Source organism: Undibacterium hunanense (assembly GCF_014284335.1).
Taxonomy (GTDB): Bacteria; Pseudomonadota; Gammaproteobacteria; order Burkholderiales; family Burkholderiaceae_D; genus Undibacterium; species Undibacterium hunanense.
This window is the reverse complement of the sequence record NZ_JACOGF010000001.1, coordinates 397,693-412,911: the sequence shown is the minus strand read 5'-3', so window position 1 is coordinate 412,911 and position 15,219 is coordinate 397,693. Positions and strand designations below refer to the sequence as shown.

Genomic DNA, 15,219 nt, shown 5'->3' with positions numbered 1-15,219 from the left:
ATGACGTGGCCGGGTAGATTTCCCTCTTCAAAGATCATGATCGTTTCAGTAGCATGGACACCGAAAAACGTTCTGCCGGATGTATGGATACCGATACTTCAAACAAGTCGCCTGCAGCGTCATAGTACCAGCGGATAATTTTCAGGGCGGTTGAGCCTGCATCTACCTGCAAAGACTGCGCAATGGGTTCGCTGATGGTTACAGCGCGAATTTCTTGTTGTATCTGTTCTATGCGTCGTCCATAGCGTGTTTCTATCAATGTGCTGATCAGGACACCTGGCGAATGGCGCACAATTTCACCTATCTCTGCATACGCAGGTTCAATATAGACATCTGTCCAGCCGACCGGTAGCCGGTCGTTGGCACCATCCATGCGCAGGCTGGAAATACGCAGCCAGGTGCTGCCTGCCTTGCAGCGCAGGTCTGTCGCCAGGTCGTCTTCCATCTTCTCGCTCACGATCTCTTGCAGCTTGCGGACGTGAGTGCTGCCAAACTGAACCAGATCATCAACCGACGCCAGTGAAGGCCTGAAATCATTGGTTGGTCGTGTCGATTCCACACGTGTCCCCACATTCTTTTTCCGCGAAACCAGTCCCAGTTGCTGTAATTCATGCAATGCCGCCCGTACGGTATGCCGGCTGGTGGTGTAGTGGTTGCAAAGCTCCATCTCTGTAGGCAATAGAGTGCCGACGGGAAAGCGTCCAGAGGCAATGCCTTCTGTCAGATGTTGCGCAATATTAACGAAATTGGTTTTTGTAGGTAAAGAGTTCATGGTGCTAATTATGACGTGGAAGTGCAAATACGTGTTGCACTATATGTCCGTACATATTATATTAAATATGTCCGGACATAATAAAAATCACGGACGAGACCATTTCTATACTGCAACTCAATCAGAGGCCTTTCCATGTCGATTTCATCTATCCCGGCAGCCAGTACGGTTGTCGACTCCATTCTGTTTCGCGACGCCTTCGGTACAGCGACGATGCGCGCCCTGTTTTCTGACCACGCCTTGATTCAACGCTATATCGACGTAGAGGTCGCGCTGGCAAAGGCGGAAGCCCGTGTCGGCGTGATCCCGGCGGACGCAGCGCTTGTCATTGCCAGGGAATCAAGCATTGATCGCATCGACTTTGAACACATGCGTCATGAGACCGATATCGTCGGCTATCCCATTCTGCCCCTGGTGCATCAACTGGTGGCCATGTGTGGCGATGCCGGGCGCTATGTGCATTGGGGGGCAACCACGCAAGACATCATGGACACCGCAGTGGCTCTGCAAGTACGCGACGCGCTGGATGTGGTGGCTGGCGATATCAGCGAGCTGCGCAAGATACTGGCTGACCTTGCCCTTAAACACCGCGATACGGCGATGGCCGGACGCACGCATCTCCAGCAAGCATTGCCAGTCACATTTGGCTATAAGGTAGCGATCTGGCTGGCCATGTTCGATCGTCATCAGCAAAGGCTGAATGAATTGCGTCCACGGGTTGCCCTGGTCGAATTTGCCGGGGCTGCCGGAACACTGGCTTCGCTGGGCGACAAGGGGTTTGAAGTGCAGCGTGCTCTGGCAGAAGAACTCAGGCTCGGTGTGCCGGCAACCACCTGGCATGTCGCCCGTGACGGCTTTGCAGAAGCTATCAATCTGTTGGCACTGATTACTGGCTCACTGGGCAAGATTGCGCTCGACATCATGATCATGGCATCGACAGAATTCGGTGAGGTGTATGAGCCTTTCGTCAAAGGACGTGGTGCCAGCAGCACGATGCCACAAAAGCGCAATCCTATTTCCAGCGAACTGATGTTGGCGGCTTCCAAGGCAGTGCGTCAACATGCGGGGTTGATGGTGGACGCCATGGTGCAGGATTTTGAACGGGCGACAGGTCCGTGGCATGCAGAATGGATAGCGATTCCAGAGAGCTTCATCCTGACGGCAGGGGCCTTGCACCAGGCCAAGTTTGCCCTTGGTGGCCTGATTGTCGATACCGAACGCATGAAGCTGAACCTGGGTATCAGCAAAGGGCTCATCGTGGCGGAAGCGGTCATGATGGGGATGGCGCCTTTGATTGGCCGGCAACAGGCACACGACATCGTCTACGACGCCTGTCGCACCGTAAATGAAAAAGGCGGTTCACTGGCCGAAGCGCTGGCAGCCATGCCAGAAGTCACGGCACACTTTGATCGCGCAACGATAGACCGCCTGACCGATCCGGAAAACTATCTGGGACTGGCACCACAAATGGTCGACCAGGCAATCCGGTTATCTGGCGAAATCAAAGCCTGATCAATAAGGAGGAGACATAATGACATCTATTTCTAAAAAAACACCGTGGTATCACAAACTGGGCATGCAAGTCTTGCTGTCGCTGGTGCTGGGCATTGCGGTTGGCTTTCTGTTCCCCAAATTTGCCGCGCAATTGAAACTGCTGGGCGACATGTTTTTGTCGCTGATCAAGGCTGGCGTTGCACCACTGGTTTTTCTGACCATCGTCCATGGGATAGCCTCGGCTGGTGATATTAAAAGTGCTGGTCGCGTTGGCTGGCGCGCTATTGTGTATTTCGAAGTCGTATCGACCATTGCACTGATGGTAGGGCTGTTGGCTGGAAATCTGTTGGAGCTGGGCAGTCATATGAGCCCGGTTGCTTCGGGTGCTGTGCCGCCAGCAGTGGCAAAGGCTGAACCCCAGAGTTTTCTGGCATTCATGATGCATATCGTGCCAGACAATTTTATTGGTGCCTTCGCCAAGGGAGAACTGCTGCAAGTGGTGGTATTGGCCGTGTTGGTCGGTATAGGAATACTTTCGATTCCTGAAACACGCCGGGAAGCGGTAAATACAGGTCTTGGCTACATCTCGGAAGTGCTGTTTTCCTTCATCAACCTGGTAATGAAACTGGCACCGATAGGAACATTCGGCGCTGTGGCCTATTCGGTCGGCAGCAATGGCACGGCAGTTCTGGTTGCGCTGGCGCAGTTGGTGCTGGGTTTTTATGGTGTCGTGATTCTTTTCCTGGTGATCGTGCTGGGATCCATTGCCAGGCTGGCAGGATTCAGCCTGTGGCGTTTTCTGCGCTATATCAAGGACGAGATATTCATTGTGCTGGGTACGGCTTCGTCAGAAAGTGCCTTGCCTCGTCTGCTGATCAAGCTTGAACGTCTTGGCTGTGCCAAGCAAACGGTTGGCCTGGTATTGCCTACGGGCTATGCCTTCAATCTTGATGGCACATCCATTTTCATGTCCATGGGCGTGATGTTCATTGCTCATGCATATGGTGTTCCTATCACGCTGGACCAGCAAATCGGTATTCTGTTGCTGATGTTGCTGACATCCAAGGGTGCAGCAACGGTATCCGGTGGTTCTTTCGTGGTGTTTGCTGCGACCGTGACATCGACTGGAATTTTGCCGGTAGAGGGGCTGGCAGTCATCTTCGGCGTATATCGATTCATGTCGATGGCGATTGCGACCTGCAATACGATAGGCAATAGCGTGGCGACTGTTGTCGTTGCAAAATGGTCCGGGACTTTTGATGCCGCAACAGCAGAAAAACACCTGTATCCGGAGCGACATCCTCTGGTCGCGCTGGCAGATGAGGCTGCCAATGACGGGCCCTTGCTGGCGGAGGATGTGCGCAATACCGCCTCGCACTGATTTTCAACAGAAGTACATCGTCAGGCACATAGCCAGTTTGCTGCTTATGTGCTTGCCTGCATGTTGGGTATATCTCAGGTGTCTTTGGCTTCCTGTAAGGCAATCACGATGACAAAACCACCTTCCTGATGGTTGTAGATGCGTAACTTGCCACTGTGGCGTTTGATGATGCGGTCAACAATCGCCAGGCCCAGGCCAGAGCCATTGGCCTGGCTGCGTGAAGCATCACCACGGGTAAAAGGCTTGAGCAGGCGTGCCAGATCCTGTTCGGCGACACCGGCACCGTGGTCACGAAAACTGATCAGGATACCGTGCTTGCGGTCTTTACTTTTGCGTGAGCACTGGATGTCCAGTGTCGTGATCGGTGCGCCTGCAGTTTTGCCATAGCGGCAGGCGTTTTCTATCAGGTTATTGAATAGCCGCCGGACTTCTATCATGTTGCCACTGATGAACAGATCAGGCGTGATGGCGGTGCGCAGGCGCAGGTATTGAAAGCGCGAGGCTTCATCAATGATCTGCTGCAAGACCTCGCTTAGATTGATGGTTTCCAGTTCGACTTTGTCCAGCGGTTTGGCATAATCAAGAAACTGACCAATGATGGCATCCATTTGTTGCAGGTCAGATTGCATGCCGTGTCTGGATTCTGCGCTCAGGTTGGCCATTTCAACTTCCAGTTGCATGCGTGCCAGCGGCGTGCGCAAGTCATGCGAAATGCCTGCCAGAATGATGGTGCGGTCGGCTTCTATCCTGGCCAGATCTTCCACCATGGTGTTGAAACTCTGATTGGTTTCGCGTATTTCTTTCGGGCCTTTTTGTGGCAAGGGTGGCGGTTGCTTACCTTTGGCAATGGCGCGTGCCGCATTGCTAAGGCGCGACAGCGGGTCATTGATCAGCTTGGAAATGACAGCCGCACCCAGCAGCGTCAGGAACAGGGTTGCCATCGCCCAACTGAACAGTTGCAGGCCGATAGGCGGGTCCAGCCGTTCTTGTTCCAGGCGCAACCAGTAATGGTCGTCATCGATATCAAAGCTGATCCAGAAGCCACTGACGCCGTTTAGCTTGCTGGCAAAGCGCGTGTCTGGCCCCAGGCCCCTGAGCATGATGGCCTTGGATTCGAGGAAGAAGTTGGTGGCATCCGGTTCTTCGATGCGGTCATTGTCTTCCAGCAGATAAATTTGCACGCCTTCCTTGTTGGCCAGGTCGGACAGCAACTGGTGCCGCTTCTCTGGTGCAGAGTGGGTCAGCGCTGCCCGGGTAATGGTAACGATGGAAACAATCTGCGCGGCCATCTGCTGCGCCCTGGGCGTGGTTTCCAGTATGCGAAAATTGGTCATCCACGCCGTCATGCTGGCGGTGACAAGCAGCGCCAGCATGAAGAAGGTGCGCCAAAACAATCCGCTCTTAAGCCACTCCAGGCTGTTCAAATAAGAGTGCATTCAGTTTTGGCTTAAAAACAACAGTAAAGAGGCAAATGAGAAAGAGATTTGTAGCTTAATGTGACTGACCATCCGGTATGAATACATAGCCCAGTCCCCATACAGTCTGTATGTAGAGGGGATTGCCCGGGTCAGGTTCTATCAATTTGCGCAGGCGCGAAATCTGTACATCCAGGCTGCGATCAAAGACTTCATATTCGCGTCCCCTGGCCAGTTCCATCAGCTTTTCGCGTGACAGTGGCTGGCGTGCATGGCGTGCGAATACTTTCAATACCGAAAACTCACCAGTGGTGAGGGCGATGTTTTCATTTTGTTTTTTCAGGGTGCGCGTTCCCAGGTCCAGCACAAAATCACCAAAGGCGAAACTTTGCGGACCTTCAGATGGCGCGCCTGGCAGTTCATCCGGCGTTTTGCGGCGCAGCACGGCATTGATGCGGGCGACCAGTTCACGCGGGCTGAAAGGCTTGGGCAGGTAATCATCTGCGCCCATCTCCAGGCCGATGATGCGGTCCACTTCCTCGCCCTTGGCGGTGAGCATGATGATGGGTGTCTTGTCGCCTGCGCCGCGCAGACGGCGGCATATGGCCAGACCATCTTCACCGGGCAACATCAGGTCTAGCACCAGCATGTCGTAACGCTCACGTATCCACAGTTTATTCATGGCCTGGGCGTTCTCTGCGCTGACAACCTGGAAGCCTTGTTCGGTCAGGTAGCGGCGCAATAAATCACGCAAGCGAAGATCGTCGTCAACGACCAGGATTTTTGCTTTTGGGCTACTGGAGTTGGTGTTTGCGGAGTCTGGTGTGGGTGTCGTATTGTTCATGTGAATATAGTACTGTCATCGAGTAGGCTTGCAAACACAGATACTTGTCTGGATTACAAACTGTTACATACTTTACGGAATACCACAGCGGAATTCTTGCAGCTATCGTAAACTGAATTCAGACAAATTGACTAGCATCAGATGCAAGTTTGGGAATAAAATTACCAACCTTTTCTCTGGTCGCTGTTACGTATCAATTTTCTGTCTCTTTAGTCGTTCAATTATTAGGCAATCGCTTTTGGTAAGCAAACTAGGCAATGAATATACCGTACTTGAAAATTTCTGTCTTACTGTTGTCGCTGTCATTGACGGCGGGAGCAATGGCGGACAATGGTCGGGCCAACAATGGCGGTGGATTCTGGAACCGGTTTAATGGCGGTGATGCGCAGCGTAAAGATGAGCTTGCCCGCAAGGAAGAGCTACTCAACAAACAGCGTGAACGCCAGTTGAGCAAGCAGCTTAACCAGAATCGTTTACTCGATAGCTGCAGTGACGCGCAGCGTGATGGCGAGCATGCCTGTGGCCGCGCCGACAGTGCACAAAAGGGTAATCGCCTGACCCCCGATGAACGACGCGCCTTGCGTCGCCAGATACAGGACGCAGGGCATGAACTGTATGCCCCCGTTCGCTAATCAAGCCAGGTAATCCGGCCGCAGCAGCCGTTCAATCAAACCAGCCAAATCATCTAAATCAGCTAAATAATTTTAGCGACGGTTCTGCTTCATGATTTTTTGTTGCTCACGCTGCCAGTCTTTTTCTTTCTCGGTATCGCGCTTGTCGTGCTGCTTTTTACCTTTGGCCAGGCCGATCTGACATTTGATGTAGCCTTTGCTGTAATGCAGGTTGAGCGGCACCATGGTGTAGCCAGAACGCTCCACTTTGCCTATCAGCTTGTTAATTTCTGCCGCATTTAACAATAATTTACGTGTCCGGACAGAATCGGGATGTATGTGGGTGGATGCCGTCGGCAGGGCGCCAATATGGGCGCCGAAAAGAAAAATTTCGCCATTCTTGACGATGACGTACGCTTCTTTCAGCTGCGCACGGCCTGCGCGTATGGCCTTGACTTCCCAGCCTTGCAGGACGACACCGGCTTCGAATTGTTCCTCGATAAAATAATCGTGGAATGCTTTTTTATTATCAGCAATGCTCATGTAGGATGAAAATAGGTGATCTCAGGGCAAAGAAACAGTGGAATGCGTTTCGATCCCTGCAATGACTCGGTTAAAATGCGAACCTGTGATTCTACCAAATGGTTCTTCTTGATGGCAGTCGTGCATAAAACAGTTTTTGTGGCTTACAGTGCGGAGCAAATGTTTGCCCTGGTCGACGATGTCGAAAAATATCCGCAATTCCTGCCCTGGTGTGGTGAGGTGCGTGTCGTAGAGCGCACCGGACAGGAACTGGTTGCCACCCTTGCCATTAATTATCATGGTATTAAGCAGCAGTTTACAACGAAAAACAATAACCAGCGTCCCCATCTGATGCAAATGAACTTGGTCGAAGGGCCTTTCAGGCAATTATCTGGTTGCTGGAAGTTCACGGAACTGAGAGCAGATGCTTGCAAAATCGAATTTGATCTCAATTATGAGTTTTCCAGCAAATTGCTGGAACACCTGATTGGCCCTGTATTTTCCAAGATCGCCAACAGCTTTGTCGATTCTTTCTGCACCCGTGCCGAGGCTTTGTATGGCTGACCAGGCCAGTATGGCGGTGCAGGTCTGTTATGCCAGCACATCCACAATCAGTCTGCTGGATGTTCTGGTGGATCCCCAGGCTACCCTGATACAGGTCATACAGCAAAGCGGCATCATGCAGCTGCATCCTGAAATTGATGTCAACATCTTTAAAGTCGGCGTTTTTGGCAAACTAAAGACCCTGGATGCGCATTTGCATCCAGGTGACAGGGTAGAAATTTACCGCCCTCTGGTTGCCGACCCCATGGAAGCACGCCGTCGCCGGGCGAAAAAACAGACGAAGGCTTAAGCCCGCGTCTGATAGTCTGATATTTAGCCGGTTGGCAGCGTATTAATGGCTTATTTGCAATCTGCCAAAGTTTTCTTGACGTCAGCCAATTCCTGATTGCGCTGGGCGTCATCCATAAAATTGCGTTCGCCATTCTTGTCTACATTGGCAACACGGACGCCAGATTCCAGGTTTTGCTGATAAGTACGTGCACGTTCACAGTTTTTGGCCTTGGCAGCAGCAGACTGCTTTTCATCTTCGGCTTTTTTATCTTTTTCTGCCTGTTCGGCTTTGCGCTTGTTGTAATCTTCATTCTTGCTGGCGGTAGTCACCGGCTTTGTCAGCTTGCTTGCATCATCCGCGGCAGCAGACGCAGGCGCTGCATCGGCAGTTGGTGCTGGCTTGCCGCTCATATTCGGTGCTTTGATGATTTTATTCTTTGGCACTGAAATCGGAGGTGGTTTATCCGAGAATTGTTTGTTGCCTTTTTCGTCCAGCCACACGTATTGAGCATGAGCGGCGGCGCAGGCAAGAGCGAGAACGAGGGGCAGGGCAATGCGTGAAATTGACATAAGCAGCTTTCTTAAAAACACTTGATTATTCAAGAGTTTTACACGTAGCAAGACGATTCCGCAAGTTTTCTGTATAATTCGCTTTTGCGCCTATAGGAAATGCTATGCGTTTACTTCAAAAAGCACTCACGTTCGATGACGTGCTACTCGTCCCTGCATATTCGGACATACTCCCTAAAGATACCTCACTTGCGACCAAATTGACGCGCAATATCAAGCTGAATATACCTCTGGTATCAGCTGCGATGGATACCGTCACGGAAGCGCGTCTGGCCATAGCCATGGCACAGGAAGGTGGTATCGGTATTATCCACAAGAACCTGACTGCCAAAGAACAGGCTCGCGAAGTGGCCAAGGTGAAACGTTTTGAATCTGGCGTGTTGCGTGATCCCATCACCATCCCGCCCACTACCAGGATTCGTGACGTCATCGCTTTGTCCCAGCAGCATGGCATCAGCGGTTTTCCGGTGGTCGAAGGCAAAGTCGTGGTCGGTATCATTACCAACCGCGATTTGCGCTTTGAAGAAGAGCTGGATGCCGAAGCACGTGCCAAAATGACACCGCGTGACAAGCTGGTGTTCGTCAAGGAAGGCGCCGACCTGTCGGAAGCCAAGCGCCTGATGAACAAACATAGGCTGGAACGCGTACTGGTTGTCAATGATGCATTTGAGCTGCGCGGCCTGATCACTGTAAAAGATATTCAAAAATCAACAGAACATCCTTTCGCTTCCAAAGACGAACATGGCAAGCTGCGTGTTGGCGCTGCCGTCGGTGTGGGTGTCGATAATGAAGAGCGGATCGACTTGCTGGCCAAGGCTGGTGTGGACGTTATCGTGGTTGATACGGCACATGGTCATTCCAAGGGCGTGCTGGATCGCGTACGCTGGGTTAAAACCAATTACCCGCATATTGAAGTCATCGGCGGCAATATCGCCACGGCAGCAGCTGCACTGGCACTGGTAGAACATGGCGCGGATGCGGTCAAGGTTGGCATCGGCCCAGGCTCCATTTGCACCACGCGTATCGTTGCCGGTGTTGGTGTGCCGCAGATTTCTGCCATTTCCAATGTCGCCAATGCACTCAAGGGTACTGGTGTTCCATGTATCGCTGACGGTGGTGTGCGTTTCTCTGGTGACGTGTCCAAGGCACTGGCTGCCGGTGCATCCACAGTGATGATGGGCAGCATGTTTGCCGGTACTGAAGAAGCGCCGGGCGAAGTGATCCTGTTCCAGGGCCGCAGCTATAAATCGTATCGTGGCATGGGTAGCCTGGGTGCAATGGCCGATGGATCTGCTGATCGTTACTTCCAGGATGCAGCAAATAATGCTGACAAACTGGTACCAGAAGGCATTGAAGGCCGCGTACCTTATAAAGGCAGTGTGCTGGCTATCCTGTATCAACTGGTGGGCGGTGTGCGTTCTTCCATGGGATATTGTGGCTGCGCATCGATTGACGATTTGCATACCAAATCCGAATTCGTCGAAATCACATCAGCCGGTATGCGTGAATCGCATGTCCATGATGTGCAAATCACGAAAGAGGCGCCTAACTACCGGGCTGACTGATGCATATTCCCCGAATTGACGGTACCAGGAGACGAGTATGTCATCGCCCCTAGATCGATCCAGTCCAACGACATCGGCGCGTGTCAATTCGGGATTCGAGCGCATGGTATCTGAAAAAATTGATGTCCGTCTTGCACGCTTCGAGCGTCTGGGCATCAATATGTTCGGGGTTGCAAACTGCTTTGTCAGTTTAGGTAATCTGTCAAAGCGCTTTGACTTTGCCGAACGTTCCATCACCAGTGTGGAAGCCATGTTTTGTGATGCCTTCAACTTCACCGATGATTTGCTGGAAATTCATGACCTGCGTCTGCATGAAGAACTGGGCAAGCATGGGCTGGTGGTCGGTGCGCCATTTCTACGGTTTTTTGCGGCACATCCCATTTACGACTATACCGGCCATCTGATCGGTAGTGTCATGCTGGTGGATTATGAGCCGCGTACGCTGGGTGACGACGAACGACAGATCTTCAGCGACATCGCCGCCATGATAGAGCGTGAATTGGCGTTTGATGCCCTGTACCTGAATCAGCTGGAAGTCATCAAGCAAAACCGCAGCCTCAAGCGCGATTCCCTAATTGACCCCTTGCTGGGAACCTGGAATAAAACTGCCATCATTCGTTCGCTCAAGATAGAAATGGAGCGCTGCTCCAAGGCAGAAAAACCCCTGGCCCTGCTTATCGCCAGCCTGGACCAGATGGAAAACCTGCGCGTATCAGAAGGCATTGCCGTTACCGACATGATGCTGGTCAAGACCGTCAGCCGCGTACGTTCCTGTGTGCGCCCGTTTGATGCCATGGGGCGTTTTGGTACTGACTTGCTGCTGGTTGTATTGCCGGGCGCATCGCATCTGGTGGTTACTGCCGTTGCAGAAAGAATTCGTTCTTCCGTCATGATGCACCCTGAAGTTGTGAATCATAAAGAAACCTCGCTGACCATCAGTGCAGGCACCGCCTGTACCGATTTATTTCCGGATGCCGAACCGGAAGCATTAATCAGCCTTGCAGAAAAAGCCCTGCTTTCAGCCAGAAATGCAGGAAACAATTGTGTTGTTCAGGCCAGGCCTGCACAACCTGACATGATAATTTGAGTTATGCATTCTAAAATTCTTATCCTCGATTTTGGTTCCCAGGTCACGCAACTGATCGCCCGTCGCGTACGTGATGCAGGTGTTTTTTCTGAAGTGCATCCGTATGACGTCAGCGATGAATTCATTCGCAACTATGGCGCTGCCGGCATCATCCTGTCTGGCGGCCCCAGCAGCGTGACAGAAGGCGATACCCCGCGCGCGCCGATGGCCGTGTTTGATGCCGGTGTGCCGGTACTGGGTATTTGTTACGGCATGCAGACCATGGCCGAACAACTGGGCGGCAAGGTTGAAAATGGTCATGTGCGTGAATTCGGTTACGCCGAAGTCCGCGCCCGTGGCCATACAGCCCTGTTCAAAGACATCAATGATTTTGTCACGCCAGAAGGTCACGGCATGCTCAAGGTATGGATGAGCCATGGCGACAAGGTCAATGACATGCCACCGGGCTTCAAGCTGATGGCATCCACAGACAATTGCCCGATCGCGGCAATGGCAGATGAAGACCGTCGTTTTTACGCCGTACAGTTCCATCCCGAAGTTACGCACACCTTGCAAGGCGAAGCCATACTTGGCCGTTTCGTGCACGAAATCTGCGGCTGCAAATCCGACTGGAACATGCCTGACTACATCGCCGAAGCAGTTGCTTCAATACGTGCCCAAGTGGGCGACGATGAAGTCATTCTTGGCCTGTCTGGCGGTGTCGACAGCAGTGTTGCCGCAGCCCTGATCCATCGTGCCATTGGCGACAAGCTGACTTGCGTATTTGTTGATCACGGTCTGTTGCGACTGGATGAAGGCAAGATGGTCATGGAAATGTTTGCCAACAACCTGGGTGTCAAAGTCATCCATGTTGATGCAACTGCGCAATTCATGGGCCACCTGGCCGGCGTCACTGATCCGGAAGCCAAACGCAAGATCATAGGCCGCGAATTTGTCGAAGTCTTCCAGGTAGAATCCGGCAAACTGAGCAATGCCAAATGGCTGGCCCAGGGCACGATTTACCCTGACGTCATCGAAAGTGCCGGCAAAGGCAAAAAAGGCTCACACACCATCAAGAGCCATCACAACGTTGGCGGCTTGCCAGATACCCTGAACTTGAAACTGCTGGAACCCCTGCGCGAATTGTTCAAGGACGAAGTACGCAAGCTGGGCGTTGCCCTTGGCCTGCCGCACAGCATGGTGTACCGTCATCCTTTCCCTGGCCCCGGTCTGGGCGTGCGTATCCTGGGTGAAGTGAAGAAAGAATTTGCCGACCTGCTGCGCCGTGCCGACGCCATCTTCATCGAAGAACTGCGCAGCAACTTCGTTGACCCGCATGCAGAAAAACCGCAAAGCTGGTACGACGCCACCAGCCAGGCCTTTGCCGTATTCTTGCCAGTTAAATCCGTCGGCGTGATGGGCGATGGCCGCACCTACGAATACGTCGTCGCCCTGCGCGCTGTACAAACCCAGGATTTCATGACCGCCCACTGGGCACACCTGCCGCATGAACTGCTGGGAAAAGTATCCAACCGCATCATCAACGAAGTACGCGGCATCAACCGCGTCGTGTACGACATCTCAGGCAAACCGCCTGCGACGATTGAATGGGAGTGATTTTAGGTCTGGCAACATCAGGCAACTGACAGCACGAAACACCCCGGAAGCCCGCGTCATTGCGGGCTTTTTTGTTTTGTGGCTTAATTGCAATATTAATTGTTGCTCCATGCAAAATGTTGAATTGGTATATATGGTCTGTGATGTTGACATTATTTTTGCATGGTTATAGCGTATGTTTTTATTAATAAAAACATTGGAAATTTATGCATGATCAAGTTGAAGAAGCTGATGATAGTGAAATTTGGAAAGGGGACTTTCTTGAGCGTGAAAAGGAAGGAGCGAATTTACTCTACTTTCTCCAAAAGCGTAATTTAACAAAGACCCAAGAGAATGGATTTGTCCTTGCGATAAATGGCAAATGGGGATCTGGTAAATCCTTTTTTGTTCAAAGACTGTGTAAGGAGGCTCAGAAGCAGAAACATCCTACTTTGTTTTTTGATGCTTGGAAAAATGACTTCACTAAAGATCCCTTGCTGGCATTTATTGCTGAATTCAACTCTTCATTAAATAAGTATTTGAAGCATATCCCTTTAAGCGTTCAAGCTAAAGAGCAGGCACTGGAGGCTTTGAATAAGATTTGGAAGCCTGCTTTAAAGATTATTGGCTTTACGATTGTAAAGCAAGTTGCAGGTTTGTCGTCGCATCAAATTAAAGAGCTATTCGATAGTGATGAAGATTTAGATGATGAAGATTTAGAAGTGAAAATGTCGAGTGATGCACCCGAGAGAAAAAGTGATGCATATAGCGAAGCAGCGAGAAAACTTAACACTGCTATTAGTAAAGCGTTGAATGAACACCGAACTATAAAAGAATCGATTAGACAATTCAAGAAACAGGTAGGCGCCTTGATTCAGGCTCTTGATAGTATTGATGGAATACAACTGCCTATTATAGTTTTTGTTGATGAATTGGATCGATGTCGTCCAGATTACGCAATTGAGCTATTGGAAGGAATAAAGCACTTGTTCGGTGTTAGAGGCGTTTATTTCGTTATTTCGACAAATCTCGAACAGTTGTCTCATTCAGTTAAAGCCGTTTATGGATCAAAATTTGACGGACATACATATTTAAGAAGATTTTTCGATCTTCAGTACTCACTTCCTGAACCAAGTACTAAGCAGTTTTGCCTTGCTATTACTGCAGAAATGTCCTTGCCGGATATATCACATGTCGTTTATGGCTTAGGATTTCTAAAAACGATGACTGGTCAGGTTATAGTTCCGAATGCAACTGTTGATGTAGTAGCTTATGTTTTAGAACTTCATGCCAATGCATTTGATTTATCCCTGAGGGATTTATTGCAGGTTACAACTATTCTTGATGTCGCATTTGCACTTCTTGATGGTAAGCAGGTGCATATATTTTTTTTGGTTTTTCTTGCCGTTTTGTATCATCGTGATGTTGGCGTTTATTCATTAGTAGTGAATGTAAGACATCTTGAGCAAATTACCGGGTTCCCAACCGTAGATCCGAAGAATGGAAGAGGTGCTATTGAATTTCGAAATGACTCAGGTCAACCAACTATGGTTTTGCTCAGCACGGTTGCAGCGTTATATTTTAAGTCTATGGGCCATAGTAGTACGGAGTGGAATGCTATAAGTTTCGCAGCGCAGCCAAGATATGGATTTCCTGGTAATTTAATTTATACGGATTGTGACAGCATGTTCAAATCACATCTCGCAGCTGGGGAGTTTTCTTTTTATCCAGACTTGATTAGGCGAACTGGTGGATTTTCGAAGTTGGAAAGTAATTAATTGTGGTTATTTTGTTATCGTATTTTCTTAGTCAATCCGAAAATAGCGAACATCCGATTAGCGTTTTATAGCAAGAAATTGCTGTCAGATATGGTTAGTAGCATCAGCGATAAATAGGGGAGATTTATCATCATTCGTTTTGGTGATCGTTCAACCCAACATTGCACCAATACCTTCATATGTATTAGAATGAGATTAATTCTCATTCACATTTAGGGGTGCCTGGCATTCCGTTCCGGTAGGGGGTGTCATGTCGGCAACTGAGTTGGCCTTGCAGCAGGTGGGGGCGTTGTATAGCGACCACCATGGTTGGCTGTATGGCTGGCTGCGTCAGAAACTGGGTTGCTCGCACCGGGCGGCTGATCTGGCGCAGGATACGTTTTTGCGTCTGCTGGCGCGTGAAGAGCAGCTTGCGCTGCATGAGCCACGTGCTTTTTTGACTACCGTGGCACAGCGTGTGCTGGCCAATCACTGGCGGCGTGAGCAAATCGAACGTGCCTATCTTGAAGCCCTGGCGCACGCCCCTCAGGCTTTTGCACCATCCCCTGAAGAGCGCGCCATTCTGCTGGAAACCCTGATTGAAATTGACCGTTTGCTGGCAGGTTTGCCGGCACAAGCCAAACGCGCGTTCTTGCTGGCCCAGCTTGACGGTATGAGCCAGGCGGAGATTGCGGTTGAGCTTGATATTTCCATCAGCACCGTCAAGCGTCATCTGGTGCGTGCAGGCACGCAGTGCTATTTCGCTTTGGTGCAAGATTGATGCAGGTGCTT

General features: G+C 50.8%; 15 protein-coding genes. 10 read left to right on the top strand and 5 right to left on the bottom strand.

Going from position 1 to position 15,219, the window contains the following annotated elements:
* Positions 1 to 34 precede the first annotated feature (34 nt).
* Positions 35 to 772, bottom strand: a complete 738-nt coding sequence (locus H8L32_RS01830) for a GntR family transcriptional regulator (protein WP_186945448.1) — start codon at positions 770 to 772, stop codon at positions 35 to 37.
* Positions 773 to 907: 135 nt separating this feature from the next.
* Between H8L32_RS01830 and H8L32_RS01825 the strand changes: the two genes are divergently transcribed.
* Complete coding sequence (locus tag H8L32_RS01825) at positions 908 to 2,284, top strand: class-II fumarase/aspartase family protein (RefSeq protein WP_186945447.1); 1,377 nt, start codon at positions 908 to 910, stop codon at positions 2,282 to 2,284.
* Between the two features lie 19 nt (positions 2,285 to 2,303).
* Positions 2,304 to 3,647: a cation:dicarboxylate symporter family transporter gene (locus tag H8L32_RS01820; RefSeq protein ID WP_186945446.1), complete on the top strand. Its 1,344-nt coding sequence runs from the start codon at positions 2,304 to 2,306 to the stop codon at positions 3,645 to 3,647.
* A gap of 74 nt (positions 3,648 to 3,721) precedes the next feature.
* On the opposite strand, the gene H8L32_RS01815 is transcribed toward H8L32_RS01820, so the two are convergent.
* Both H8L32_RS01815 and ompR read right to left on the bottom strand, forming a co-directional pair.
* Entirely contained in the window at positions 3,722 to 5,083 is a 1,362-nt protein-coding gene (locus H8L32_RS01815; RefSeq protein WP_186945445.1) for an ATP-binding protein, read from the bottom strand.
* A 55-nt stretch (positions 5,084 to 5,138) separates the two neighbouring features.
* Positions 5,139 to 5,906: an osmolarity response regulator transcription factor OmpR gene (gene ompR / locus H8L32_RS01810; RefSeq protein ID WP_186945444.1), complete on the bottom strand. Its 768-nt coding sequence runs from the start codon at positions 5,904 to 5,906 to the stop codon at positions 5,139 to 5,141.
* Positions 5,907 to 6,163: 257 nt separating this feature from the next.
* Between ompR and H8L32_RS01805 the strand changes: the two genes are divergently transcribed.
* The gene (locus tag H8L32_RS01805) at positions 6,164 to 6,538 is read left to right on the top strand and encodes a hypothetical protein (RefSeq protein ID WP_186945443.1); all 375 of its coding nucleotides are present in this window, start codon (positions 6,164 to 6,166) and stop codon (positions 6,536 to 6,538) included.
* 72 nt (positions 6,539 to 6,610) lie between these two features.
* Here H8L32_RS01805 and smpB read toward each other — a convergent pair whose 3' ends face one another.
* Positions 6,611 to 7,060: an SsrA-binding protein SmpB gene (gene smpB, locus H8L32_RS01800; RefSeq protein ID WP_186945442.1), complete on the bottom strand. Its 450-nt coding sequence runs from the start codon at positions 7,058 to 7,060 to the stop codon at positions 6,611 to 6,613.
* Between the two features lie 111 nt (positions 7,061 to 7,171).
* Here smpB and H8L32_RS01795 point away from each other — a divergent pair, with 111 nt between their 5' ends.
* Together H8L32_RS01795 and H8L32_RS01790 are read left to right on the top strand one after the other, a co-directional pair.
* Entirely contained in the window at positions 7,172 to 7,603 is a 432-nt protein-coding gene (locus H8L32_RS01795; RefSeq protein ID WP_186945730.1) for a type II toxin-antitoxin system RatA family toxin, read from the top strand.
* Complete coding sequence (locus tag H8L32_RS01790; protein ID WP_186945441.1) at positions 7,596 to 7,892, top strand: RnfH family protein; 297 nt, start codon at positions 7,596 to 7,598, stop codon at positions 7,890 to 7,892. The genes H8L32_RS01795 and H8L32_RS01790 overlap by 8 nt, the downstream gene beginning before the upstream one ends.
* 50 nt (positions 7,893 to 7,942) lie before the next feature.
* Here H8L32_RS01790 and H8L32_RS01785 read toward each other — a convergent pair whose 3' ends face one another.
* A complete protein-coding gene (locus H8L32_RS01785; protein WP_186945440.1) occupies positions 7,943 to 8,443 on the bottom strand; it encodes a DUF4124 domain-containing protein in 501 nt (166 codons plus the stop codon).
* Positions 8,444 to 8,547: 104 nt separating this feature from the next.
* On the opposite strand from H8L32_RS01785, the gene guaB reads away from it, so the two are divergent.
* From guaB to H8L32_RS01760, 5 genes are all read left to right on the top strand, one after another.
* On the top strand, positions 8,548 to 10,008 hold the full coding sequence (gene guaB / locus H8L32_RS01780; protein ID WP_186945439.1) for an IMP dehydrogenase: 1,461 nt from the start codon (positions 8,548 to 8,550) through the stop codon (positions 10,006 to 10,008).
* A gap of 37 nt (positions 10,009 to 10,045) precedes the next feature.
* Positions 10,046 to 11,095, top strand: a complete 1,050-nt coding sequence (locus H8L32_RS01775; RefSeq protein ID WP_186945438.1) for a GGDEF domain-containing protein — start codon at positions 10,046 to 10,048, stop codon at positions 11,093 to 11,095.
* A 3-nt stretch (positions 11,096 to 11,098) separates the two neighbouring features.
* The gene (guaA, locus tag H8L32_RS01770; RefSeq protein ID WP_186945437.1) at positions 11,099 to 12,691 is read left to right on the top strand and encodes a glutamine-hydrolyzing GMP synthase; all 1,593 of its coding nucleotides are present in this window, start codon (positions 11,099 to 11,101) and stop codon (positions 12,689 to 12,691) included.
* Positions 12,692 to 12,897: 206 nt separating this feature from the next.
* On the top strand, positions 12,898 to 14,448 hold the full coding sequence (locus H8L32_RS01765; RefSeq protein WP_186945436.1) for a KAP family P-loop NTPase fold protein: 1,551 nt from the start codon (positions 12,898 to 12,900) through the stop codon (positions 14,446 to 14,448).
* Positions 14,449 to 14,698: 250 nt separating this feature from the next.
* On the top strand, positions 14,699 to 15,208 hold the full coding sequence (locus tag H8L32_RS01760) for a sigma-70 family RNA polymerase sigma factor (protein WP_186945435.1): 510 nt from the start codon (positions 14,699 to 14,701) through the stop codon (positions 15,206 to 15,208).
* The last annotated feature ends 11 nt before the right edge of the window (positions 15,209 to 15,219 follow it).